Origin of the sequence: Enterobacter sp. 04-C-12-SI-ECC, from assembly GCF_047530715.1 — a bacterium.
GTDB lineage: Bacteria > Pseudomonadota > Gammaproteobacteria > Enterobacterales > Enterobacteriaceae > Enterobacter > Enterobacter bugandensis.
The window spans coordinates 36,654-60,312 of the sequence record NZ_JBLKDI010000018.1 but is presented as its reverse complement, the minus strand read 5'-3'; the positions used below and the strand labels follow the sequence as shown (position 1 = coordinate 60,312).

19 protein-coding genes, 1 pseudogene and 2 CRISPR repeat arrays are annotated in these 23,659 nt (G+C 53.9%); of the genes and pseudogenes, 8 read left to right on the top strand and 12 right to left on the bottom strand.

Translation table 11 applies throughout. The features are described 5' to 3' along the window. Positions 1 to 40: 40 nt before the first annotated feature. The 4 genes from aat (at position 41) to ACMWL8_RS19605 (ending at position 2,963) form a co-directional block, all read left to right on the top strand. Positions 41 to 745 (top strand): leucyl/phenylalanyl-tRNA--protein transferase, encoded by a 705-nt coding sequence (gene aat / locus ACMWL8_RS19620; RefSeq protein WP_041910636.1) that lies wholly within the window; start codon positions 41 to 43, stop codon positions 743 to 745. Positions 746 to 1,029: 284 nt separating this feature from the next. After that, positions 1,030 to 1,248 (top strand): translation initiation factor IF-1, encoded by a 219-nt coding sequence (gene infA, locus ACMWL8_RS19615; RefSeq protein ID WP_002211347.1) that lies wholly within the window; start codon positions 1,030 to 1,032, stop codon positions 1,246 to 1,248. Positions 1,249 to 1,419: 171 nt separating this feature from the next. Then, positions 1,420 to 1,809: direct repeats of the CRISPR family, unit length 28 nt; unit sequence TTTCTAAGCTGCCTGTACGGCAGTGCAC. A gap of 240 nt (positions 1,810 to 2,049) precedes the next feature. After that, positions 2,050 to 2,493 carry an antitoxin Xre/MbcA/ParS toxin-binding domain-containing protein gene (locus tag ACMWL8_RS19610; RefSeq protein WP_045261776.1) on the top strand — a complete coding sequence of 148 codons (444 nt, stop codon included), beginning with the start codon at positions 2,050 to 2,052 and terminating at the stop codon, positions 2,491 to 2,493. Beyond that, a complete protein-coding gene (locus ACMWL8_RS19605) occupies positions 2,490 to 2,963 on the top strand; it encodes an RES family NAD+ phosphorylase (protein ID WP_045261777.1) in 474 nt (157 codons plus the stop codon). The genes ACMWL8_RS19610 and ACMWL8_RS19605 overlap by 4 nt, the downstream gene beginning before the upstream one ends. A 22-nt stretch (positions 2,964 to 2,985) precedes the next feature. Here the strand turns inward: ACMWL8_RS19605 and cas6f are convergent, their stop codons facing one another. The 7 genes and pseudogenes from cas6f to ACMWL8_RS19570 form a co-directional block, all read right to left on the bottom strand. Further along, positions 2,986 to 3,540 (bottom strand): type I-F CRISPR-associated endoribonuclease Cas6/Csy4, encoded by a 555-nt coding sequence (gene cas6f / locus ACMWL8_RS19600; RefSeq protein WP_045261778.1) that lies wholly within the window; start codon positions 3,538 to 3,540, stop codon positions 2,986 to 2,988. 9 nt (positions 3,541 to 3,549) lie between these two features. Then, a complete protein-coding gene (gene csy3 / locus ACMWL8_RS19595; RefSeq protein ID WP_045261779.1) occupies positions 3,550 to 4,548 on the bottom strand; it encodes a type I-F CRISPR-associated protein Csy3 in 999 nt (332 codons plus the stop codon). Between the two features lie 13 nt (positions 4,549 to 4,561). Next, positions 4,562 to 5,497 (bottom strand): type I-F CRISPR-associated protein Csy2, encoded by a 936-nt coding sequence (csy2, locus tag ACMWL8_RS19590; protein WP_045261780.1) that lies wholly within the window; start codon positions 5,495 to 5,497, stop codon positions 4,562 to 4,564. Continuing rightward, positions 5,494 to 6,804, bottom strand: a complete 1,311-nt coding sequence (csy1, locus tag ACMWL8_RS19585; protein ID WP_045261781.1) for a type I-F CRISPR-associated protein Csy1 — start codon at positions 6,802 to 6,804, stop codon at positions 5,494 to 5,496. Before csy1 ends, csy2 begins: the two co-directional genes overlap by 4 nt. 16 nt (positions 6,805 to 6,820) lie before the next feature. Beyond that, positions 6,821 to 10,054 (bottom strand): annotated as a pseudogene (cas3f, locus tag ACMWL8_RS19580) (type I-F CRISPR-associated helicase Cas3f). Beyond that, positions 10,051 to 11,034, bottom strand: a complete 984-nt coding sequence (gene cas1f / locus ACMWL8_RS19575; protein ID WP_045261782.1) for a type I-F CRISPR-associated endonuclease Cas1f — start codon at positions 11,032 to 11,034, stop codon at positions 10,051 to 10,053. The pseudogene cas3f and the gene cas1f overlap by 4 nt, the downstream one beginning before the upstream one ends. Positions 11,035 to 11,365: 331 nt before the next feature. Continuing rightward, positions 11,366 to 11,754: a CRISPR direct-repeat array (repeat unit 28 nt; unit sequence TTTCTAAGCTGCCTGTACGGCAGTGAAC). A 176-nt stretch (positions 11,755 to 11,930) separates the two neighbouring features. Then, on the bottom strand, positions 11,931 to 12,371 hold the full coding sequence (locus tag ACMWL8_RS19570) for a hypothetical protein (RefSeq protein WP_045261783.1): 441 nt from the start codon (positions 12,369 to 12,371) through the stop codon (positions 11,931 to 11,933). 642 nt (positions 12,372 to 13,013) lie between these two features. On the opposite strand from ACMWL8_RS19570, the gene ACMWL8_RS19565 reads away from it, so the two are divergent. Together ACMWL8_RS19565 and ACMWL8_RS19560 are read left to right on the top strand one after the other, a co-directional pair. Then, positions 13,014 to 13,715: a hypothetical protein gene (locus tag ACMWL8_RS19565; protein WP_045261785.1), complete on the top strand. Its 702-nt coding sequence runs from the start codon at positions 13,014 to 13,016 to the stop codon at positions 13,713 to 13,715. Between the two features lie 233 nt (positions 13,716 to 13,948). Further along, complete coding sequence (locus ACMWL8_RS19560; protein WP_045261787.1) at positions 13,949 to 14,428, top strand: Hcp family type VI secretion system effector; 480 nt, start codon at positions 13,949 to 13,951, stop codon at positions 14,426 to 14,428. 101 nt (positions 14,429 to 14,529) lie between these two features. Here the strand turns inward: ACMWL8_RS19560 and clpA are convergent, their stop codons facing one another. Further along, positions 14,530 to 16,809: an ATP-dependent Clp protease ATP-binding subunit ClpA gene (gene clpA / locus ACMWL8_RS19555; protein ID WP_241276713.1), complete on the bottom strand. Its 2,280-nt coding sequence runs from the start codon at positions 16,807 to 16,809 to the stop codon at positions 14,530 to 14,532. 27 nt (positions 16,810 to 16,836) lie between these two features. After that, on the bottom strand, positions 16,837 to 17,157 hold the full coding sequence (gene clpS, locus ACMWL8_RS19550; RefSeq protein WP_006174393.1) for an ATP-dependent Clp protease adapter ClpS: 321 nt from the start codon (positions 17,155 to 17,157) through the stop codon (positions 16,837 to 16,839). 267 nt (positions 17,158 to 17,424) lie between these two features. On the opposite strand from clpS, the gene cspD reads away from it, so the two are divergent. After that, positions 17,425 to 17,646, top strand: a complete 222-nt coding sequence (gene cspD, locus ACMWL8_RS19545) for a cold shock-like protein CspD (protein ID WP_006809408.1) — start codon at positions 17,425 to 17,427, stop codon at positions 17,644 to 17,646. 70 nt (positions 17,647 to 17,716) lie between these two features. Here the strand turns inward: cspD and macB are convergent, their stop codons facing one another. After that, on the bottom strand, positions 17,717 to 19,657 hold the full coding sequence (gene macB / locus ACMWL8_RS19540; protein WP_045261788.1) for a macrolide ABC transporter ATP-binding protein/permease MacB: 1,941 nt from the start codon (positions 19,655 to 19,657) through the stop codon (positions 17,717 to 17,719). Next, positions 19,654 to 20,769, bottom strand: a complete 1,116-nt coding sequence (macA, locus tag ACMWL8_RS19535) for a macrolide transporter subunit MacA (protein WP_041910641.1) — start codon at positions 20,767 to 20,769, stop codon at positions 19,654 to 19,656. The genes macB and macA overlap by 4 nt, the downstream gene beginning before the upstream one ends. 159 nt (positions 20,770 to 20,928) lie before the next feature. Between macA and ACMWL8_RS19530 the strand changes: the two genes are divergently transcribed. Then, positions 20,929 to 21,885, top strand: coding sequence for a VirK/YbjX family protein (locus ACMWL8_RS19530; protein ID WP_045261789.1), 957 nt, complete (start codon positions 20,929 to 20,931; stop codon positions 21,883 to 21,885). Here ACMWL8_RS19530 and ACMWL8_RS19525 read toward each other — a convergent pair. Further along, positions 21,882 to 23,540 carry an ATP-dependent endonuclease gene (locus ACMWL8_RS19525; RefSeq protein WP_041910643.1) on the bottom strand — a complete coding sequence of 553 codons (1,659 nt, stop codon included), beginning with the start codon at positions 23,538 to 23,540 and terminating at the stop codon, positions 21,882 to 21,884. The two genes, ACMWL8_RS19530 and ACMWL8_RS19525, sit on opposite strands and share 4 nt — an antisense overlap. Between the last annotated feature and the right edge of the window lie 119 nt (positions 23,541 to 23,659).

Sequence of the window (23,659 nt, the reverse complement as noted above, 5' to 3'; positions counted from 1 at the left end):
ATTTGTAGCGTCCTCACTCGCGTACTGGAGTTTTGCTGTCATGCGCCTGGTCCAGCTTTCTCGTCATAACATCGCGTTTCCTTCGCCGGAGGGAGCGCTGCGTGAGCCCAACGGGCTGCTGGCCCTTGGCGGTGACCTTAGCCCTGCGCGGCTATTAATGGCCTACCAGCGCGGCATCTTCCCGTGGTTTTCTCCCGGCGACCCGATTTTATGGTGGTCTCCCGACCCGCGCGCCGTGCTGTGGCCAGCGCAGTTCCATCTGAGCCGCAGCATGAAGCGTTTCCATGCTAAATCCCCGTATCGCGTCACGCTGAATCACGCCTTTGGGCAGGTGATAGAAGGCTGTGCCGAAGATCGCCATGAAGGGACGTGGATCACCCGCGATATCGTCAACGCCTACCACCAGCTCCATGAGCTTGGCTACGCCCACTCCATTGAGGTCTGGGAAAAGGGGGAACTGGTTGGCGGCATGTACGGCGTGGCGCAAGGGACGCTGTTTTGCGGCGAATCGATGTTCTCCCGTGCGGTTAACGCCTCGAAAACCGCGCTGCTGGTCTTCTGCGAGGCCTTTGCCCAGCGCGGCGGACGCCTGATCGATTGTCAGGTGCTCAACGAGCACACGGCCTCTCTCGGTGCAGTTGACATCCCGCGACGACAGTATATTGAGCATCTTGACGCCTGCCGTCAGGAGAAGCTCCCGCGCGACTTCTGGATCCCCAGAACGCTCTTTATGCCCAATGCTTAAATGTTTTCCGCATATTTTTTGTGAGGGTGTTATAATTATGCCGCAGAGTAGCTTCTGCCTGTTGCCCCGCCGCCGTTTGGGACCCTCGCTTCAGATAACGTCCTGACGTTTATCCTGTCGTCTCCCCTTTACGAATGCGCTTCCTGTTCGGTTGTACCGTGACGCTTGGGCAATGCGCCGAAACTGTTTTGCTGCGTTTTAATCGCGCAATTCTTTACTTAATTGATGAATTTCGGCATTATCTTGCCGGTTCAAAACTTGGTAGTGATACCCCAGAGGATTAGATGGCCAAAGAAGACAATATTGAAATGCAGGGTACCGTACTTGATACGTTGCCTAATACCATGTTTCGCGTAGAGCTGGAAAACGGTCACGTGGTAACTGCGCACATCTCCGGTAAAATGCGCAAAAACTACATCCGCATTTTGACGGGCGACAAAGTGACTGTTGAACTGACCCCGTACGACCTGAGCAAAGGCCGCATTGTCTTCCGTAGTCGCTAATTTTTTCGCCTGTAATGGCAGATGAATATTAAATAAGGCCGGGATATTCCCGGCCTTATTTTTTAGTGGTGCTGTTGATTATTTGAACAATTATTTAGCCGTTCGTTCCAGCTTCAGGGCTGTCTGTTCGACGGTGCACGGTGCGACGACTGTTAGGCCTTATTTTCTATTTTGCTGAGCTGCGTGTGCGGCAGTGCACTACTCCCGGTACTGTCGGTTAATTCGATTGAATTTCTAAGCTGTCTGTACGGCAGTGCACATTAGCGAGGGCTGCCGCTTCTTCCAGATCGTCTTTCTAAGCTGCCTGTACGGCAGTGCACGTACGGGCGCTGGCGCATCATTTTAAATGTCTTTTTCTAAGCTGCCTGTACGGCAGTGCACAGATGATAATGTACTGGCTTGATAACGACTCATTTCTAAGCTGCCTGTACGGCAGTGCACGCACTCAAGCAAACGAAGTGGCCGCAGCATTCTTTCTAAGCTGCCTGTACGGCAGTGCACGCAGTCGGTACGCTGTCATGATTGCGGGGTTCTTTCTAAGCTGCCTGTACGGCAGTGCACTGAAATAATATCTCCACACCCTTCTGATTTGCATACAAAAAAAGCTAAAAAACCTTCTCTGACCCTCTTTTTTATCCACCAAAAATGCTCATTTAAAATCAATGAATTACACAACCGTTAAAAATTAGGGTCAAAACATCGTTCTTCTCACAAACCACCCTGCACAAAAAATCCCCATTCCACTCCATCTGACAAATGGCTATACTCAACCATGACAAATGACATTAATCAGGAGGTAACATGAGAACCTGGATCCCCGCCAAGAAACCTGCTGATAACGCACTTTGGCGCTACGCCGGTTTACCCGCGAACAGAGGTATGCGGCTGATAGAATTTCTCAACCAGGGATTGCCCGTCAGCGTGCTCGACAATATTCATGAATGGACGGCCATGTCGAAAGCGGACATTTTACGCGTTACAGGGATTAATGAACGTAACGTGGCCCGCCGCAAAAGCGCGGGACGGACGCTGACGCCGGATGAGAGCGAACGCGTAGCCCGTTTTGTTCGGGTGCTGGATGCGGCCGTCGACTATTTTGGCAGTAAAGAAGAAGCATGGAACTGGCTTCAGTCGCCGGTGCGCGGGCTTGGCAATGTTGCGCCTGTTGACCTGATCGCTACGGAAACCGGTGCACTGGAAGTCACCGATTTGATTGGTCGTCTGGAACACGGAGTGTTTGCATGATTTTTTATCGGCTGGTGACGGGACGCTACGCCAGCGAAGCGTGGAGTGGAAGCGGCGCAAATCAGTACGGCGGTCGCTGGAATCATAAAGGCCACCCAGCCGTGTATGTGTCCACCTCCATCTCGCTGGCATCACTGGAAATTTTGGTGCACGTCAGAAAAGATACCGTGTTAAATCAGTACCAGCTTTTCAGCATTGATATCCCGGATGACCAGATTGATTACCTGGATAAAGCCTGGCTCCCCGAGGACTGGCAGGAAAATCCGGCACCGGTATCGACGATGGATCTGGGAACCGGGTGGTTGCAGGCTAGCAGTGCCCTCGCGCTTATCCTACCTTCCTGCATCATACCCTATGAAAACAATGCCATCCTTAACCCCTTACATCCGGCATTCCATACGGCGCTCAGTTCTGTTCAGCAGATGCCCTTTATTTTTGATACCCGTCTCGCAGAAAAAACCGCACCCTGAACGCTGATGCGGCTGTGTTTTCTCAGAACCAGGGAACCGTCGCTGTCGCGCTCATCCCGTAGGTTGAAAAGCGTCCATCCACGGGTGCGGGAAGCAACTCACCGTGACGAATAAAAAGCCTGAAAGACTGACCTGTTGAGAGGCTACGTAAATTAAGCCAGGGCAAATCAGTCCGCGCCTCTTCCATTTTTAATAGGCGCTGCTGCGCCTCTTCCTCAGTGATCCATCCTTTTTTTACCGAACGGCGCATAAGCCGCTGCGCGCTGCTTTTCACCTGCACACGGGACACGCATCGCCATTGCTTTACCTCTGGAACGGGTTGTATCGCCGTGCACAGGCAGTAATCGCTTAGTCCCTTTCGCCATGCCAGGGAGTCGAGCTCGCTTAACGCCTGTTGCGAACCGTGCAGGCGTAACATCGCGCCGGGCTTTATGCCATGTGCAGGGAAGCTGATACCAATATCCCCCAGCCCCCGCTGTCCCAGCGCACGATGCAGTTTAGCCATCAGCGCGGCCATCAGCATCTCCTCGCTGAACTCCGGGTCGGGCAGGACGCGGATCTCGAGATAGTGATCCATAACCACTCCTTACTCGCCCTTCTCACCGAAGACGCCGCCGCGGATCAGCACGGCCATCACATAATGCTGCTGTTCAACGTCAGGCTTTTGGCCCTTCGTCACCCAGTTGTCCAGCAAGGTATAGAAGTCCATTTTCTCTTTCGGCTGACGACAAGCCACACCGCGACTGGTGACTGAGCCGTACGGCTCAACGGCAATAGCGCCCAGCGCATCTACCTGAGGGTGCCAGGTATCGATAGTTCGAATGGCATTACCGATTTTCTGCGAGTGCATACCCGCAACGCTGTCTACCTGATACAACAGGCGGCTCTTGCTGCTGTTGCTGTCCAGCACCAGTTCCTGCGACGGGAAGATCTCCTGTCCGGCACCGAGTAGCACCTGCGCTTCGACGTTCAACAGCACAAAACCTTCGCCGCTAAGCCCTTTTTCGATTTCCTGAGCCAGTGCGTTTAGGCTCTCGTCGCTGGCAGAAAAATCTCGCAGCGCATAACTGTACGCATCAAACGTCCACGACTTACTGCCCGTCACGGTCACGATAATTTTTTCTGCACCGACGCGGTTACGCCATAAAAAACGTCCGTTCGCCAGGTTAGTTGCGTAGCGGCGCGCCAGTTCTGCAAAACCGTGTTCACTGATATAGCCGTCGATAACCTGCTGAAGTTCATCCTGATAGGCGCGATCGTTACACACTGATGGCGTCGACAGGTTACCCAGCACACGCAGGGTAAACTTCACCTTTAAGGTGTCTGCATCGGCAGGAAGCGCCGCCACATCCACACGCTGCAGGTTCGCTTTCTGGATCTCGGCATCCAGTTTAGCCGGATCGTTGGTCAGGGCATTTTTCAGGCGGTTCGAAATCGTACCGCGGACCGCTTTTTCCTGTATACGGATCGGTTGCCACTGCTTGCCCTGCCAGCTTCCGGAATACATCACCGCATCCGAGGTTGCCAGCTTACGTTCAAATGCCAGTACGGATGCCGTTTTAACGGCCGTTGGAGCCTTTGCCATAAATAAGTCCTTTTTAATTAAGATGTTCAGTTGTCACCGGCGCGCCCGCGCCCTGACAGTAGTAGCCTGTTTCCGTCGTGCGGTAACGCCAGAAAATCTCGTCCAGTGACCGAATACGGTGCATTCCGCACCACTCGCCCACGCCATACACGGCTTCCGTAAACGCGAAGGACGTTTCCGCATCGCGCGCGTTTGCCACGACGCCGGGGGCGTAGAGTTCAGAGATACGCTGGTAGCCGGTCATTAATGGCACCAGATAACCGGAATTGGGTTTGGGAACAACATGCCAGTTGGCCGGTTCACCTTCGCGTATGTTGCCGTCTTCCGGCGTTTCGGCCTGTATTTTTAGCGCAGCAAAATCCAGCCAGGCGTCAAGCAGCGTGGCGTTAGGATCGTTTTCAAGAAGCATTTGATGATGTTCGCCCAGCCAGCTACTGCGGTCGCGTAAAGCAAAGCCCGGCATCAGTTGCCACTGTAATCGGCCCATCTCCTGAGCGCTGGCAGGCATCGCCATAACGGAAATATTCTGGATATCCACGATGATTCCTCCGGCCAGCCGGAGCGTAGGGCACACCTGAGACAGAAACTCGGCCAGGTCGCGCTGCCCGTATTCACCGTTGGGGATTTCCCCGTGACACTCGAGCAGCAGCGAAACCGTCATATGCATGCGCCCCTCTTCGTTAAAGGAGGCCGTTTTCGCGTCCCGTGTAAGCGGATTGCGGGTCAGGGCAAACTGATAATCGCGGCCAGACGTGTGCGCATGGATCTGTTGTTCGTGGCTGACCACGGCACAGCCATCAATGCGCAGCCCGTGCGTTTCGGTCAACCTGCGCGACAGCGCATGGGCAAATCCCAGGAAATGGGTAATGGCGGGGAAACCGTAAGTCAGGCCAGCAATCGCGTTGGCGTTTTCGACGCTGATACGGCGAAGCAGGATCAAGGAACTCATTTCAGCGCCTCCCGGATAATTTTTTCCATCTCACGCAGGTTACTGCGTAAACGCTCACGGGTTTGCCATTCACGCTGTTCCACATACCCCAGGTCCTTCAACACCTTGCTCAGACGCGCGTTAAGCCACAGGGCAAAATCTGTCGCGACGCTAACCTGCCAGTCGTCTTTATTCCGCTCGAGCCGAAAAGCCTCATCGGTTTTGGTGCGCCAGGGATCGAGCCAGAGTTGTTGATGAGTGACTAATCGTTCGCACGAGAGCGTCCAGTTTTGCCACGTATCACGCTGTAGTTCTGACGCCACCACAAACAGCAGGTCGATAAGCGCATCAATGTATTCATCACGCGCTTCGCGAATACGGACGTTGGTGTAATCACCGGTTCTGGTCAGTAAAGACACAAGCAGTTGAACAGTGCTGTTTGCACGTCGATCAAACTGACCACCTGAAGTAAAAATAGAACGTAACGTCGTCGGCGGCTTGTCTGCTTTTTTCCACTGCGGCGGCTGACAGGAAAGCAGCCAGCTACGCCCGCCGCGGACGCTGTTGAGATAGGAAATGTTTTGCGGTTTGGTGCCACCAAAGTGTATTTCCGCTGAATCCGGGAAAAGCGTCAGCGGAGTGGGATGCCAGGTTTTCTCCCGGCGCGCTTTCCAGATGGCTTTAACATCGTCGCCAAAACGGAAGGCAATCATTTTCTGATGCATGGCGTGAACAAGCGAGGTGGCAAATAACGGGCTCAGCAGATGGTAATTTTCACCTACCGGGAAATAGCCCTGTTTAGCCAGCTTGTGTGAAGCGGGCTCTCCGGGCGTTAAGGCACGGGAAAATCCCGCAATCCATTCATCCAGTTGGTCCGCGTCATCGGTAAAAGCGGCCAGCGCAGCGCGATCTCCGCGTTTCAGGCTTGCCAGAAGGGAGTCACCGCCTTCAACCCGCGTTTGCAGCAATTTCGCGACGTCCAGCGCCGCGGCGTTTCCCACGGCATCCGGTTCCAGACCTGACAACGCAGCGGTGCTGAGATACCCTTCCAGCGCCACTGCCTCGCTGTAGATACTGCTGCTTTTTGAATCCCCGTGGGTAAATTTCGCCGCATGGGTCACGAGGTTAATTTGTCCGGCTCGCTTCGCGGCATCCGTCAGCCAGGCTTTCGGTTCATAGCGAAGCTCCAGCTCCCGACGTTCTGCCGCAAGCGTTGCGCTATCTGTATCGCTGCGCTTTGCGGCCTCTTTATCAAATGCTTCCAGCTTTGTTTGCCGTCGTCCGGCAATATACTCAGCAATGAAAGCGCTTAGTGCTTCAACTGACATACTCGCTCCTGGCTCCTTATCGATATTCCCTGAACACACCCAACACTGGGTGATACAGCCATTGCTCTGTCTCCTCCTCCCTGCTGATCCTCAATGTGATTTCACCATACCGTCGCGATACCGCGGCCAGCTCCATCTGTCTTGTCTCGGCCAGCGCCTGTAATACCTCGCCATAATCAATCGCCATCCACGGCTCTACGCCGCGAGCCATCGATAAGGTCTTCTCGCAAAACCGTCCCGCAGGTTTTAACACCCCGTTTTCCTGCATCAGGCAAAACTCGGGGTCATCGCCTTCCTCTTCCATACTCAAAAAGAAAGTGTCCTGCGGTGAAGCGCGGCGAAACGGCGTTCGCCGCTGCAACTCACCGTTCCACGTCAGCGGAAGTCGCCACCACGACGCGGCTACAGCATCTGACTTATCGCCGCCGTCCAGCAGCGCAGCCCGCAACCGGGCATGCTCCAGCGCCGCCAGCGCATTGCCGGGCAGGTTTTCAACGATGCGCGGGATCGCATTCAGCGTGCGATAGCCCTCTTCGCTGAGCAGCTCATGGAGATCGTGGTGAGGCAGAAGATGATGTTCAGTTTCAAAACCGGGTCGGCAGTAGGCGATCTTTTCTCCGCGAAGCGCACGAACGTTGCGTTCCAGGATCACAAGGTTTTCGCTCTCAGGCACGATCTGACGATGCCGCTGAATACGCCCCGCAAACTGAATAAGTGAACGCATCGAACTCGGCTCGATAATCCCCCAGTCGGCATCAAAATCGCGCCCGACTTCCAGAACGGATGTGCCGAGCACGACAAATAGATGATGCTGTTCCGGTGACGTCAGCGCCTGCTTAACGTCAGGCAACTGCCAGATCCGCTCCGGGTTGTGCCGCGTGAACGCGGCATCGAGACGTTTTTCAATTGCCGCCCGCACCGCCAGCGGGTGCTGGCTGTGGTACACGCATTAATGAATGCGGTAATTCTCCGGAGAAGGTAATGCCATCAGCGCCTGCGCGACGGCAACCAGCGGGTTGATGTTCGCCATCCTCACCAGACCAAACGATACGGTTTTACCGCTTTTGTGCGTGCTGCGATGATCGCCATGCAGCGCGATCATGTGCTGGTGCAACGTCTGCGCCAGCACGGAGACAACGTCGACATTACGGCAAGACTGCGGTACTACTGCGGCCAATTTCCCCAGACGAAGCCGCGGCTGTTCAGGCAGACGTTTGATTCGCTGGCGAACAAAGTCGTCATGCGCCTGACGAAACTGGGCATCGTCGGCCACATCCTGCGATTGCGCGCCGTATTCATCAAACCAGGCGCAACAGATACTCGTCGGTCTGTCCGACTGACCGCACGCCGCCTGCCAGGCTTTACGCCCTTCCCGATAGGCTTCAAACAGCGCTTCCGTTAATGCAGGGGGCAGCGTTGCGGAGGAGAGCAGCACGCGAGAGCCGAGCATGCCCGCCCAGTTCACCAGCCGACAAAGGGCATGCAAATCATCAACGTCAAAATCATCAGGCTCATCAAGTACCAGGTCGCTGGTCAGCAGGCGCAGCATGGCGGGGATCTGTCTGCCGCCGCGCACGCCTTCCGTGGCAGGCATCAGGTGATCGATGGTTGTCACCAGCACCGGGGCACTGACCAGACGGTTTAGCGCCGGTTCTTTCGCCAGCCATTGCTGCGCGATCCCACTACTGGTCGCCCCTTCATAATGCACGTAATGATGGCTGGCGAAGAACGCTTCGTCGCTGGCGCTACTGATATCTTCGGTATCATTGCCCTGATACAACTCCTTCACTGCTGCGGCACCGGTCACCACGGCCAGCGTGTCGTCATCCAGCCCCAGGCGCGACTGCAAAGCCTGCCCCGTTTGCAGCGTTAGCGTGCGTAACCCCAGCGCCACGCTGAAACGACATCCCACCTGCCCATCTGCCAGCGCGTACATAATTCGGGCATTGGCGAAGGTTTTACCGCATCCGGTGGAAGCCATATTAATACCGAAGAAGCCCTGCTCTGCACTCTTCTCGCGCAGGGAAGAGGCGACATCCCAGGCCTTGTTCTGCCAGTCAAAACGCTCTTCTTTCGCCCTTTCCCGAAACGTTTTATGTCTGGCGATGGCGGGCAATGAACGGCGCAACGCAGGAAGAGAACGCCCCATCAACAGTGCCTGATGCGCTACGCCGACATTGTGCTCATCCAGCTTTTGCCTGAGTTCCCCGGTCCCTCGATAGCTGTTAGCCCATGCCTGAAAGGCATCATCCTGCCATCCGGAATAAGCCGGTTGTGAGGAGTAAACGTGATCGGCCAGCATCAGCGACAGGCGGGCAAGATGGAGGGTGAAGAGATTATCCAGCGATCCCGCGTGAAGCAGCGCAGGCAGGTTCCGGATGCGTTTACCAATCTGTCGGGCCTTCTCGCGCCAGGTTTGACTCTTTAGCGGCGTTCCGTGGGGGAATTTCCAGACATTTTTAAAATCACGCGCTTTCCACTGATGTTTTTCGGTGGATTTATGGTTAAGTGAGTTCCAGTCTGCGTTTAGCTGCCGCTCAAGCCAGCCTTCGCTGTACAGTAACGAGGAATTTGCCGGGTACGGTTGAGGTAAGCGGTGGTGCGATAGCATTAGCCACGCCACCACCCTCGCTAACGGGGGCAATTTTTTAAACGGGCTATTGCTCCACTCTGCGCTGTCCATCTTCAGCGCTTTCAGCATGGCTTTTTCGTCAGCGGCCTTAAGCTGCGTTAAGGATGCCAGCCACTGTTCATCGCTACGCTCTCCTACAAACGCCTCGAACAGACGAACCGAAATCCACTCGTGGCGGTACGGCTGACAAACGTGCTGACTCTCCCCCTTGAGCGTCTGCTGGAAGCACATCCCCGCTTTGCCAAAATCATGAAACAGCCCGGCGATCGCCGCCAGCAGGGCGATGCTTTCCGCGCTTTGCCAGCGGTGTTCACCGTCGTTTCGGATAATTTGCAGCGTCGTGCGATTTGTTGGCACCCGCCCCTGTGCATTAAAGCGACGCAAATTTCCGACTATCCACAGCAGTTCGGTTTGACCGTTTTTTTTCAGCCAGTGGCAGGCCACGGCGGTGTTACGACGGGCCGTTTTACGCAGCAGCTTGCGCAGCGTGACGACGCCTTCCATCGTAATCGTCGTCTGCCACGCGGCATCACCGGTACGCTCAGCAAACTGATCGATAATCCGGCAGCTTTGCTCGCGCGCACGTTTGGTACACCGAGAGATAATCAGCACATTCATTTTGCGACACCTGCCAGCGATTGCGAGGTGTCCTGCAAGGTGGCGATCATCACATCCAGCGCATCAGACTGTTGAAACGCGTTGATGCAGCGCTGACGAAACTGTTGATTATCCTCACCCTCCATCGCCGCAATAAAGGCCTGCGGCATAACGAGGGCGTCTTTTATTAAATCGGCAATATCAAAAACCAGCCCGCCGCGTCGGGTTTTTCCGTGCATAACCGCCAGACCATGAGGAATGCCCGTGACCCAGGCCGCGACAGCCGCCAGCCCGTAGGCCAGATAGTTGCCCTGATCGAGAAAACGGTTGGCCATATCCGACCCGCCTCCCCGTTTGGCGCGGGTAAAGGTGCCATATCCCACCGTCTGGCTGGTCAGCTTGTAGAGCGATTTTGTGAGCTGCGCTTCCTGGAGCATCAGCGAGGTGTGATCCTGTGCGTTTTCCATGCCCGTTCTGGCCCGCTCCAGAGTAGCCTCCAGCGCGACCTTATCAGGCTGAAAAGGCGTTTCTCGCTGTATTCGCAGCCTCTCCCACTGTTTTTCAATTTGCTGTAAACGGATAAATTGAAAACGCTTTGCCGCCTGCAGACGTTTTTCTTCATCAAACCAGAATGAGACCCAGTTTTGTAAATATGCCGTCGGACGATATTCGCTTTGCGGGCTGAGCCAGGAGACGTCAATGTCCACCTCGTTCGCAGAATACAGCGGCGTGCCATCCGTTCCACAGAAACCGACCATCACGCCAGCCCGGGCAAACTCCCGCATTGCCATTTGCGTAACGGATGTTCCCATTCCCAGCATCACTGCCGTGGTATTCGCGATGGGAATATTCCAGTAAAAAGACTCTTTTCCTTCCTGGGTGACATATTCAATACGCCCACCATTCACCTGGATGCGGCATTTCTCCAGGTAATAAATGTTGGCGCGTTTTGAATGCAGGATGGTTTTTAAATCTGTTGGGGTAACGCTGTTTGCAGGCATAGCAACGGCTTTAATTTCAAGGTATTGAATGCGGGTATGTTATCGGAGATGAGAGAAATACAAATGTGATATATATCAAATGAATGGAAATTCCTGTAATAATTAAACAAAAACACATCCTTTTTTAAAAGTATTATTTTTACAAATAATATATACACGGAAATATAATTAATCCCTGAATGGGATTTTTATTTAATCTGAAAATGGAAAGCGTGTGGATGATGGTATTTCGTTTTTAAATAGACGAGGTGAATATTTGTGAGGGATGGGTTGACTTGTACTGTCTGTGGGACAGTAACGCCATTTCCACGGCATTAAAGCCCAGAGGGGCTTTCAAAGCTGCCTGTACGGCAGTGAACATCAGCTGGGTTCCGTGGGTATGATGCTCGACTTTCTAAGCTGCCTGTACGGCAGTGAACAGGTTCGCTCGACGCTGAGAATGCGCGATTACTTTCTAAGCTGCCTGTACGGCAGTGAACCCGTCATTCAGCTTTTCCTGTATCTGAGTCGTTTTCTAAGCTGCCTGTACGGCAGTGAACACCATCGTGTTGTCTGGCATGTATTTCGTTTTTTTCTAAGCTGCCTGTACGGCAGTGAACTGATGGTTTTCTGAACCTTCTACTACGTCTACTTTCTAAGCTGCCTGTACGGCAGTGAACCCGACGTGTCGGGTGTGTGCATCCTGTCCGTCCTTTCTAAGCTGCCTGTACGGCAGTGAACTGAAAGGAAACTATGCCATCTTATTGTTAGAAAAGAAAATAATCAACTTTCCTGCATAAAACCCTTTTTTCTGGTACGTAAATTCGCATTATATAAATCAAAAGGTTACGTAATCATCAAAAAAAAGGGTCTAGCCGGTGGCGTCAGGGGCCTACCCCGGACGTCACAAACTACATTTAGGAAATAATGTGAACTACCGTTTCTGCACGTTCAGGCGCAACGACATCTGCGGCCATAGAATGCGTGATGTCATGGAGCAGTCCTGTAAGATGCGGCAGCATGTCGCGGTCAAAATGCGACACCAGCAGCACATGATTCAACGCCCGGCAGTAGTCACATTTCGTTTCGGTATCTTCCAGCAGCCACTCTTTTTGTCGCGGTTGTTCCGCCTCGTCCTCAAATTCCACTATCTGAAAATCACGCATGGATTCCGTGAGGCCGGTTTTAACCTCTTCCAGATATGCCCCAAGGCAACGGCATACGGGCTGCGTTTGCGGGAGTGATTTGCAGTCGAGCAGGATTTCGGTGAGCAGTTTGCAGCGCTCAGCCAGGGTGGGGAGATCGGGGTTGAGGGAGAGCTCGCTGTAGAAATGGACGAGATTGTTTTCTGTATTCATTGGGTAATTCCTTCACACACTTTGAATTTACCACCGCAGGAAACGCCAATTTGCTGGCGGCGGACGAAAAGGAATTGGCGTACCAGTGTGTGTGCTACTGGCGCTTCAAAAGAAGCTTCCGATTCGCCCGCCAGATGCAGAATTATACCCTTTTCCTTAGGGCGAACGAAGCCTGCAGCATTACTGCTGCTCACACACTTTCAGGACGCCAATCCCGGCACCTGATTTTGCAGGTGCGCCGCTATTTTATTACTGTGGATTTACCCAGCAACTGACTTCGAAAGAAACTGGAAAGCGCCTCGCAGAATTCCTCTGCAGCCACATGCTCTCCCCCCCTCTCCTACAACAAAGGACGTCCAAAAAGAACAAATAATAATGTAATTTAAGTGAGAGAGGTGCAGGACGGGTTGGAATGCGTGATTACTTCTCCGGACGCACTTTGAAATCGGAAAATAAGCCAATCAAAATAATAAACAACTGATAATCCAGTTTTATATTTACCACGTTAATTATTTAAGCCCATTCATCCATCAAGATGATAAAGAGTAATCTTTTTCCCTATTTAACAAAAGTGAGAGCATGATCACTTGATCAAATGTTTTCGTATAAGAAGATAAACGCATTAAACTAAAGGGATATATTATGTATTACAACGAAGAAATCATTAGGAAAATTGGAACCGATAAAGAGCTAGCAGTGCGATTAGATAAAGCGTTAGCTGGAGTTAAAGAGGGGATCGTAGATTATTTAAATGGTCTGGAGGATGGCGTAACACGATTACTTTATTATACCTCTTGTCTTACAGTCAATTATCAAGATGTGTGTAATAAACTAATATCTGAGGATAAAAGATTTTTGTTTTCTCTGTATGAACTGATAAAGCATCGAGATGTTATATTCCGGATGATAAAAATATACATTGAAACACTTCTAAAAAATAAGAGTGAAGGAGAAAAAAAATCAATCCTTGAGAAATTAACACCCTTTACAACACACTACTCTATAAAATACATTTCAAAAAATGGTTTAATATATACTGTGACATCTTATATATGCTACGGGAATAAGATGAGTTTAGTAGTTCAAGATGCATTAATGAAAAAAATTGGTAGCAGAGTCGGATGGGTGGTGGGAGGCGCAAATATTTATGGCATTGTTCAACATGCTGCTGAAAGTGCAAATAATCTAAAATATTTTTGTCCATTATTTTATAATGCTTTATATAGAGAGGGATTAGAAATGCTGTATTTCTTGATCGAACCGATTATCCTGAAAGCAGGATATCTGAATATTAGCTTAGCCTCGAATGAGGAAATTACCCAAGCATTAAAGAGAATGATGTAATAATGTTTAACTTGATAAATGAATTTCTTTGGCGTTGTGTTAAGCGTTTATTTACCAGTATTAAAGATGATTGCATTAATGATCTTATAGGTTGGGGGATTATTTTTTTTATTATAATGATCTCCATTTTCGTTTCGGCTCTAGTAAATAATAACAAGGTTTCATTTATAATTATCGTCTCTATAGTAGTGACTATATTTTCATTAGTACTTTTTTATAAAGGAAAAAAATAAATGTCTATACCAGCATATATGTGGCTTACCGATGAAAATAACTCACCTATAATGGGGGAGTGCTTAATGCCGACACGATTGGGTTCGACAGAACTTAAATCGTTCAATCATTCTGTATGGATCCCTACAGATTATAACACTGGAAAACTTACTGGTACGCGCCTACATGTTCCAATTACATTTGAAAAAGAGATAGATCGCCTCACTCCCTATTTATTCAGGGCGGTATGTCAGGGTAGAACACTTAAAACTGCTTTAATTAAAATGTACAGGATTAATGAAGCAGGAATAGAAGTAGAATACTTTAATATAAAGATGGAGAACGTAAAAATTACAAGGATTTCCCCCATTTTATTTCCAATAGGCGTTGCAAGTAAGCATATGGAAGAAATTGAAATTCGTTATGAATCTATAGAATGGATTTACTGTGATGGGAACATAATGTTCAAAGACTCATGGAATGAAAGAGCAGTAGCATAAAAGGACTCCAAAGAGTCCTTTTTCTGATGTGACCATACGTCTCTTTACTTGCAAACACAAAAACGGCAACCGAAGTTGCCGTTTTGCTTTTACCTTACAACTCAGTGAGCCGCTTCCGGCTTGTGCTTCGCTGCACTCTGGAAATCGTACGTCAGTTCGTTCTTCGCCTGGTCCAGCGCCACGGTCACCTGACCGCCGTCCACCAGCGAGCCAAACAGCAGCTCGTTCGCAAGCGGTTTCTTCAGGTTGTCCTGAATCACGCGCGCCATCGGACGGGCGCCCATCGCACGGTCGTAGCCTTTCTCGGCCAGCCAGTTGCGGGCCTCCTGGCTCACTTCCAGCGACACGCCTTTCTGATCCAGCTGAACCTGCAGCTCGACGATGAACTTGTCTACGACCTGGTGGATCACTTCGGTAGACAGGTGATCGAACCAGATAATGTTGTCCAGACGGTTACGGAACTCCGGCGTGAAGATCTTCTTGATCTCCTCCATCGCATCGGTGCTGTTATCCTGGTGGATCAGGCCGATGGATTTGCGCTCGGTTTCACGTACCCCGGCGTTAGTGGTCATCACCAGCACCACGTTGCGGAAGTCCGCCTTGCGCCCGTTGTTATCGGTCAGCGTCCCGTTGTCCATCACCTGCAACAGGATGTTGAACACGTCCGGATGCGCTTTCTCGATTTCATCGAGCAGCAGGACCGCGTGCGGATGCTTGATCACCGCGTCAGTGAGCAGGCCGCCCTGGTCAAAGCCCACGTAGCCCGGAGGTGCACCAATCAAACGGCTGACGGTGTGACGCTCCATATACTCGGACATATCAAAGCGCAGCAGCTCAATGCCCAGCGCTTTGGAGAGCTGAACCGTCACCTCGGTTTTCCCCACGCCGGTCGGACCGGCAAACAGGAAGGAACCAACGGGCTTGTGGTCATGCCCCAGTCCGGCACGGGTCATCTTGATCGCTTCGGTTAAGGCCTCAATGGCTTTATCCTGACCAAAGACCAGCATTTTCAGGCGATTGCCGAGGGTACGCAGCGTATCGCGGTCGCTCTGAGAAACGCTCTTCTCAGGAATACGCGCGATGCGGGCGACCACGGACTCGATATCCGCCACGTTAACGGTTTTCTTACGCTTGCTGGCCGGCATCAGGCGCGCACGCGCCCCGGCCTCATCAATCACGTCAATCGCCTTATCCGGCAGGTGACGGTCGTTGATGTATTTCACCGCCAGCTCCACCGCCGCACGCACCGCTTTCGCGGTGTAACGCACGTCGTGGTGCGCTTCGTACTTGGTTTTCAGGCCGTTGATGATCTGCACCGTTTCGTCAACCGACGGCTCGGTGACGTCGATTTTCTGGAAACGACGCGCCAGCGCGCGATCTTTCTCAAAAATATTGCTGAACTCCTGGTACGTCGTGGAGCCCATCACGCGGATCTTGCCGCTTGAAAGCAGCGGTTTGATCAGGTTTGCCGCATCCACCTGGCCACCGGAAGCCGCACCTGCGCCGATGATGGTGTGGATCTCATCGATAAACAGGATGCTGTTGGTGTCCTGCTCCAGCTGTTTTAACAGCGCCTTGAAGCGTTTTTCAAAATCACCGCGGTATTTAGTGCCCGCCAGCAGCGAGCCAATATCCAGCGAGTAGATGGTGCAGTCGGCAATCACTTCCGGCACGTCGCCCTGCACAATGCGCCAGGCAAGACCTTCGGCAATCGCCGTTTTACCCACGCCTGACTCGCCCACCAGCAGCGGGTTGTTCTTGCGGCGACGGCACAGCACCTGAATCGCGCGCTCCAGCTCTTTATCGCGGCCAATCAGCGGGTCGATGCCGCCAACGCGAGCAAGCTGATTAAGGTTGGTGGTGAAGTTTTCCATACGATCCTCCCCGCCTGCTTGCTCTTCATTGTTATTGACCTGATTGCTGGAATCCGATGCCTGGTTAGGCTCGTCTTTGCGCGTTCCGTGAGAAATAAAGTTAACCACGTCGAGGCGGCTAACTTCGTGTTTGCGCAGCAGGTAGGCAGCCTGTGACTCCTGCTCGCTGAAGATGGCGACTAAGACGTTTGCGCCAGTCACTTCGCTACGTCCGGAAGACTGGACGTGGAAAACCGCGCGCTGCAGCACGCGCTGGAAGCTGAGCGTCGGCTGCGTGTCGCGCTCCTCTTCACTGGCTGGCAGCACCGGTGTGGTTTGTTCGATGAAGGCTTCGAGTTCCTGACGTAGCGCCACCAGATCCACGGAGCAGGCTTCCAGCGCTTCGCGGGCAGATGGGTTGCTAAGCAGTGCGAGCAGTAAATGCTCGACGGTCATAAACTCATGTCGGTGCTCACGCGCTCTGGCGAAAGCCATGTTTAAACTGAGTTCCAGTTCTTGATTGAGCATAGGCACCTCCCCCAATTTTATGCCTTATCAGGCCTTTTCCAGCGTACACAGCAACGGATGCTCGTTCTCCCTCGCATAGTCGTTCACCATCGCCACTTTGGTTTCCGCCACTTCGGCGGTAAAAATGCCGCAGATAGCTTTGCCACGATAATGAACGGTAAGCATCAGTTGCGTTGCACGTTCTACATCATAAGAAAAGAACTTTTGTAGCACGTCAATAACAAATTCCATCGGCGTGTAATCATCGTTCATTAACATAACTTTATACATAGATGGCGGTTTTAGCGCGTCGCGCACTTTATCTTCCGCCAGCTGGTCAAAATCCAGCCAGTCGTTGGTCTTACCCATTTTGCATAACCACTTTGAATCTACCTCAGATGTTAGATAACAATCATCTATTACTGTCATCCGCGATGTCTGTCACAAACTGTTGCAATAGCGTTAACTGCTTCAAACTTTGGTTGATTATTGTCCCAACTCCAGCGCCAAACGCTTGACGACGTCTTTCGTTTATCTAAATTGTACAAGCGTGAGATGGCGAGGTTTTGAACAGCCCCCACTCCACCACCGGTTCATTCCATCTTAATTTATAAGATTTACGAAGGATGTCGAAGCATGGAAATGGGTACTGTTAAGTGGTTCAACAACGCCAAGGGGTTTGGCTTCATCTGCCCCGAAGGCGGCGGCGAAGATATCTTCGCTCACTATTCCACCATTCAGATGGATGGTTACAGGACGCTCAAAGCCGGGCAGTCCGTCCGGTTCGATGTACACCAGGGACCAAAAGGCAATCATGCAAGCCTAATCGTACCCGTTGAAGCAGAAACGGTTGCATAGCTCTCTGTTTTATTGTGTACATCACGCAGTCAAAATGCCAGCCCGATCGGCTGGCATTTTTATTTTCGGGTTATTCCCGAGCCAGCGCGTCCACAGGATCCAGCCGCGCCGCGTTGCGCGCGGGCAGCCAGCCAAACAAAATCCCGGTAAAGGTGGAACACAAAAACGCGGTGAGTATCGCCATCGGCGAGAAGCCAATCTCCCAGCCGGGTAAGAAGAGCTGGAGCGCAAAGGCAATCATCATCGAGAGCGCAATGCCCATCGCGCCGCCCACCAGGCATACCAGCACCGCTTCAATTAAAAACTGCTGAAGCACGTCGCTGGCCCTTGCCCCGACCGCCATGCGGATGCCAATCTCCCGGGTGCGTTCAGTTACCGACACCAGCATGATGTTCATCACCCCGATACCGCCAACGACCAGCGAGATCACCGCCACCAGCGTCAGGAACAGCTGAAGAGTACGTGTGGTCTTTTCCGCCGTTTTCAAGAGGCCGTCCATATTCCAGGTGAAGAAATCCTTCTTCCCATGGCGCAACGTTAACAGCCGTTCCAGCTGCTGTTCCGCCAGCGCGCTGTCGTAGCCCTCCTTCACGCGCACGGTGATGGAGTTAAGCCACGACTGGCCCATAATCCGCCCGGAGATGGTGGTATACGGCAGCCAGACGCGCAGGATCTTGCTGCTGCCGAACATCGACTGCTTCTCTTCCGCCACGCCAATGACCGTGGCAGGCATGTTGCCAACGAGGATCACTTCGCCCACCACGTTCGCTTTATTGGGGAAAAGCTGCCTGCGCGAGTTGGCGTCCAGCACCACCACCTGCGCCCTCCCCGCAAGCTGCTCGGCGTTGAAGGTGGCGCCTTCGCTGAAGGTCATGCCGTAGACGTTGAAGTAGTCGCCGCTCACGCCGTTGGCGCTGGCCGCCACGTCGATGTTGCCGTAGCGCAGACGCAGGTTTTGCGAGACCGCAGGCGTGGCGGAGTTCACCCACGGCTGCTTCTGAATCGCCGCCAGATCGTCATACTTGAGCGCCTGCTGATACTGCGGCTCGTCGTCGCCGAAGTCTTTGCCGGGATAAACGTCAATGGTGTTGGTCCCGATGGCGCGGATATCCGCCAGCACCAGCTGCTTGGCCGCGTCGCCCACCACCACAATCGATACCACCGAGGCAATACCGATAATGATGCCGAGCATGGTCAGCAGGGTGCGCATTTTGTTGGCCGCCATCGCCAGCCAGGCCATGGTCAGCGCTTCACGAAAGCCGCTGGAGAACTGCGCCCAGCCGGTCGACGCAGGCAGCGCTTCCTTCGGTGCCGCCGCGCGGGACTCACGCGGCGGCGGGTTGCTCACCAGCTCGCCGTCGTGGATCTCTATAATCCGTTCGGCCTGCTTTGCCACCTGCGGATCGTGGGTAACGATAATCACCGTGTGGCCCTGATCGCGCAGCTGGTGCAGGATCGCCATCACCTCTTCGCCGGAGCGGCTGTCGAGCGCCCCGGTCGGTTCATCCGCGAGGATCACCTGCCCGCCGTTCATCAGGGCGCGGGCAATACTCACGCGCTGCTGCTGGCCGCCGGACAGCTGCGACGGCTGGTACTCCACCCGCTCCGCCAGCCCCAGACGCGTTAACAGCGCCTTCGCGCGCTCGAGGCGTTTCTTCCGCTCAACGCCCGCATACACCGCGGGAACCTCCACGTTCTGCGCCGCGCTCAGGTGAGAGAGCAAGTGGTAACGCTGGAAGATAAAGCCAAAGTGTTCCCGGCGCAGCTTCGCCAGCGCGTCGCCGTCCAGCGTCGAGACGTCCGTCCCGGCCACGCGGTACGTACCGCTGGTGGGTTTATCCAGACAGCCGAGAATGTTCATCAGCGTCGATTTACCGGAGCCCGATGCGCCTACAATCGCTACCATCTCGCCCGCCTCCACGCTCAGGGAGATGCCTTTCAGCACCTCCACCGGGCCGTCGCCGGACGGATAGCTGCGACGAATGTCCTTCAGCTCAAGCAGCGCGGTCATTTAGCGGCTCCGGGCAGGCTTTCGCTGACAACAACCTCCTCGCCCTCTTCCAGCCCTTTCTCCACCACCACGTCGGTGTCGTTGCGCGCGCCAATCACCACCTCGCGCTCGCGCGTTTCACCGTTGCGCAGCACTTTCACCTTGTAGCGATTGTCCCCGGCGGATTCACCCAGCGCGGAGAGCGGAACGGTCAGCACGTTCTTCACGCCGGTCAGCTGGATGTGCACCTGCGCGGTCATGTCCAGGCGCAGCACGCCCTTCGGGTTTGGCACTTCAAAACGCGCATAGTAGAAAATGGCGTCGTTAACCTTTTCCGGCGTCGGCAGAATGTCTTTCAGCACGCCTTCGTAGCGGGTCTGCGGATCGCCGAGTACGGTAAACCAGGCATTCTGACCCGGCTTAAGATGGATCACGTCCGCCTCGGAGACCTGGGCCTTCACCAGCATGGTGCTCATGTCCGCCAGCGTCAGAATATTTGGCGCCTGCTGGGCGGCAATCACCGTCTGGCCCTGCAGCGTGGTAATTTGCGTCACTTCCCCGGCCATCGGCGCGACGATCTTTGTGTAATCAAGATTGGTTTTCGCCGTATCCAGCGAGGCCTGATTACGCTTGATTTGCGCGTCGATCGTGCCAATCTGCGCCTGTTTCACTGCCAGTTCAGTCGCGGCGGTGTCTAAATCCTGTTTCGAGATAGCCTGGGTTTTCGCCAGCGCCTGCTGGCGGGTCAGCGTCACCTGCGCCAGGTTACGCTCTGCCTGCGCCTGCGCACGCTGCGCGCGCAGCTCCATCAGCGTCGCTTCCACTTCGCGGATCTGGTTCTCAGCCTGCTCGGGATCGATAACGCCAAGCAGCTGGCCTTTTTTCACCTTGTCGCCAATCTCTACCGACAGCGTTTTCAGCTGGCCGCTGACCTGAGCGCCGACGTCAACTTTGCGCAGCGCATCAAGTTTGCCCGTCGCAAGGACATTTTGCTGCAGTTCACCCGGACGAACGATCAGCGTCTGGTACTGCGGCACAGGCGCGTTAAGCACCTGCCATAACCAGAATCCACCGGCTACAATCACCAGCGCCAGCAGCAGAAACAGCGTTCTGCGTTTTCCCTTGAGGTTCATAAATATTCCAAATAAATGTTCTGGCAATAATAAACGTTGATTCTATCTAAACGACTCCTTAACGAAACCCCTGTTCTCCGAAATCACCCTAATTTGTTTACAAGACGTTGATATTTCCCCTGCTGAAATAGCGGTATTCCAAAAGACTCAGGATTTATCATGTCTTCTATCGTCGATACACCTCTTCCAAACCTGACGCAGCCGACATCCGGCTGGCAGCTCTTCAAAAATCTGGCGTTCGGCAAGATCGCGCCCGGCCTTGCATGGCAGAACCCCGCCTATCGCCGCAAGTTCATGCTGCGTTCTCTGGCGACGCCCGTGAGCACGTCTCGCCTGTTAACAAACCTCGCTAAGCAGCCGCGTCTGATGCAGATGCTGCAGGTGCAGCCCGGTCTGCCGTGTCGGCTTCATCGTCCCTGGCTGACGGTGAAGATGGATCGCCAGCACGCGCTGGAATCCCTGAACTGGCACTATCAGGCCATGAGCCGCCAGCTCCCGGCCACGCTCCTGAAGGGCTATCTTTCGACGCAGGGGACTACGCTGCTGACCTTAACCGGGAAAGATGAACAGCAATTTACCGTCCGCCTGTGTGCCGATGCGTTCCTGGATAAAGAGGGAGAGGCCACCCTCACCTTCTGCGACGTTCAGAATACGGTGCTGGCGGAGCTAACCTTTACGCTCTGCCAGTTTGAAGGAAAATCGACGCTGTTCATCGGCGGTTTGCAGGGCGCGAAAGCGCATGTTCCCCATGAGCTGATCCAGAAAGCGACGAAGGCCTGCCACGGTCTGTTCCCGAAACGCCTGCTGGTTGAAGCCGCCATGACGTTCGGCGCCGCATTCCCGGTCGTGCAGATTGTTGCCGTCAGTAATGCCACCCATATTTATCGCAGCTGGCGCTACCGCAAGAAAAAAGAGGGAAAACTGCTGGCCGATTACGACGGCTTCTGGAGTTCCCTCGGTGGGGAAAAACAGGAGAGCGGCCACTTTATGCTGCCGCTTGCCATGCCGCGTAAACCCATAGAAGAGATCGCGAGCAAGAAACGCGCCGAATACCGTCGCCGCTACGCGCTGCTGGATAGCCTGATTCAGCAGGTGAAACAGGCGACCGAACGTTAATCCGCCCTTCCGCGTGCCAGCCACAGCACGCGGGAGAACATTTTCCGCAGCAGGGTCGGAACCGCCTCTACGCCCCGCCTTCCCGCTTCCGTCGCCACTTCAATGGCTAAGTCCGGTTTCGACGAACGGTGAATCGCTTTGGCGATCACGCGCCGCATGTTCATCGGGACGTCGACCGGCACCATCGCAATGCGGTGGAATACGTCGTCAAAGCCCTGACGGTACATAAAATGCTCCATGTCCATCGCGGGCAGCATCGTTAAATGATCCCGTTCTTCTTCACGCTCGTTGTTCAGCAGGCTGCGCACGGTTGAGGCATATTTTTTCCCCGCCTCGTCGCCGTCCACCAGCACATGCCATTCAATTCCCATTCGGCGGGCAAATTTTATCAGCGGTTTTAATCCCGACTGGGCAAATTCGATCACCTTAATACCTTCTGCATCAAAATGGTGGCCGCACTGGCGCGCCAGTTCATTGATGACCCAGGTCTCCGTTTCCCCTTCCACCAGCAGCCAGCAGCGGGCGAAGAGCGACGAGGCGCGATTAAAGCGTATATGAAACGCGATTCTCCGCCCATCTTCGGCGTTCATCCCGCCGGGCCCGAGACGGTACGCGGATACGCGGGAGGACTCGCGCACCAGACGGCAGATGTGCTCCACCGGCGTCAGCGAGAGCAGCTCACCGGAGTTGGTGGTGGTAATCCGCTGGAGCGGCAGCAGATTCAGCAGGTGCCACGCCACGGAGAGCATGATGGGGTGCAGGCGCGTTTCCGGATCTTCCACCAGCAGCAGCGGGCGGGCATCCCGGTCAAGACGCACGGTGCCCTTCGCCTGCAGAAGCGTTGAAAACAGCCCCAGCAAAATCACCCGATGGGTACGCCCACCGGGCCGGTCGATCATCCGGTTGATGATGTCGAGATAGCGCCAGCTGCGCTGTTCATCATGAGAACGGCGGCGCATCAAACGATGGCGCGACTCCGAGGTGCCCTGCTCGGAAAAATAGTGCTCCAGCAGTTGCACCATCGCCGACAGCCCCTGACGAATTTGACCATCGGTGAGGTTTTGCGGACGCGACACCAGCTCTCGCGCCAGGAAATCCAGCTCGCGGGCGGTGACTTCCACCTCCGGCATATTCGGTACGGTGCCGTTACGAATACGGCGCATAAAGCGCGCATCGCGCAGGCGTAACACCGGCGTCAGGCGGATAAGGTGACGCGCCAGATCGTCGATATTCTCCAGCGGAATCGGGTTGGCTTTCTCATCGAGAAATTCACGCAGGGTCAGTACCCCCTCGTTTTCCGCCATCTCACCTTCCAGCCGATAGAAAATCCGGTGGAAACCGTCGTCGCAGGGCACCCAGCAGGGCGACAGCGGGCGGAAGCGACGCACGCGGTGACGGCCGGGTTCGGATTCACGGAACGTCAGGATGATATGCAGGTGCTTCTCGCGGCCCGCGATATCGCCGGGCGGGAACCAGAAATCATCGTGGACGAAGTGATACAGCTTGTCTTCGGGTGAAAGCAGCAGCGTCAGCGCATCAAGCAGGCTGGACTTACCCCACGCGTTCTCGCCGATCAGGACGTTGTTCTGCTCCAGCTGCAGCGACAGGCGGTTAATACCGCGAAACCCGACAATTTCCACACGTTCGAGAAGCATAGATCCCCCGCGAAATGATCACTTTTTCCTTTAAGTTATCAGCAGTATAGCGGCAGGAACCCTGGCACGACAGCAGAACATTCACCCTTGCGGGATTTGAACTATGCTCTATTTACCGC

Bases quoted from the DNA above. Each gene is read 5' to 3' on its own strand.
- aat (WP_041910636.1), top strand. From the start codon at position 41: ATGCGCCTGGTCCAGCTTTCTCGTCATAACATCGCGTTTCCTTCGCCG.
- infA (WP_002211347.1), top strand. From the start codon at position 1,030: ATGGCCAAAGAAGACAATATTGAAATGCAGGGTACCGTACTTGATACG.
- ACMWL8_RS19610 (WP_045261776.1), top strand. From the start codon at position 2,050: ATGAGAACCTGGATCCCCGCCAAGAAACCTGCTGATAACGCACTTTGG.
- ACMWL8_RS19605 (WP_045261777.1), top strand. From the start codon at position 2,490: ATGATTTTTTATCGGCTGGTGACGGGACGCTACGCCAGCGAAGCGTGG.
- cas6f (WP_045261778.1), bottom strand. From the start codon at position 3,540: ATGGATCACTATCTCGAGATCCGCGTCCTGCCCGACCCGGAGTTCAGC.
- csy3 (WP_045261779.1), bottom strand. From the start codon at position 4,548: ATGGCAAAGGCTCCAACGGCCGTTAAAACGGCATCCGTACTGGCATTT.
- csy2 (WP_045261780.1), bottom strand. From the start codon at position 5,497: ATGAGTTCCTTGATCCTGCTTCGCCGTATCAGCGTCGAAAACGCCAAC.
- csy1 (WP_045261781.1), bottom strand. From the start codon at position 6,804: ATGTCAGTTGAAGCACTAAGCGCTTTCATTGCTGAGTATATTGCCGGA.
- cas1f (WP_045261782.1), bottom strand. From the start codon at position 11,034: ATGCCTGCAAACAGCGTTACCCCAACAGATTTAAAAACCATCCTGCAT.
- ACMWL8_RS19570 (WP_045261783.1), bottom strand. From the start codon at position 12,371: ATGAATACAGAAAACAATCTCGTCCATTTCTACAGCGAGCTCTCCCTC.
- ACMWL8_RS19565 (WP_045261785.1), top strand. From the start codon at position 13,014: ATGTATTACAACGAAGAAATCATTAGGAAAATTGGAACCGATAAAGAG.
- ACMWL8_RS19560 (WP_045261787.1), top strand. From the start codon at position 13,949: ATGTCTATACCAGCATATATGTGGCTTACCGATGAAAATAACTCACCT.
- clpA (WP_241276713.1), bottom strand. From the start codon at position 16,809: ATGCTCAATCAAGAACTGGAACTCAGTTTAAACATGGCTTTCGCCAGA.
- clpS (WP_006174393.1), bottom strand. From the start codon at position 17,157: ATGGGTAAGACCAACGACTGGCTGGATTTTGACCAGCTGGCGGAAGAT.
- cspD (WP_006809408.1), top strand. From the start codon at position 17,425: ATGGAAATGGGTACTGTTAAGTGGTTCAACAACGCCAAGGGGTTTGGC.
- macB (WP_045261788.1), bottom strand. From the start codon at position 19,657: ATGACCGCGCTGCTTGAGCTGAAGGACATTCGTCGCAGCTATCCGTCC.
- macA (WP_041910641.1), bottom strand. From the start codon at position 20,769: ATGAACCTCAAGGGAAAACGCAGAACGCTGTTTCTGCTGCTGGCGCTG.
- ACMWL8_RS19530 (WP_045261789.1), top strand. From the start codon at position 20,929: ATGTCTTCTATCGTCGATACACCTCTTCCAAACCTGACGCAGCCGACA.
- ACMWL8_RS19525 (WP_041910643.1), bottom strand. From the start codon at position 23,540: ATGCTTCTCGAACGTGTGGAAATTGTCGGGTTTCGCGGTATTAACCGC.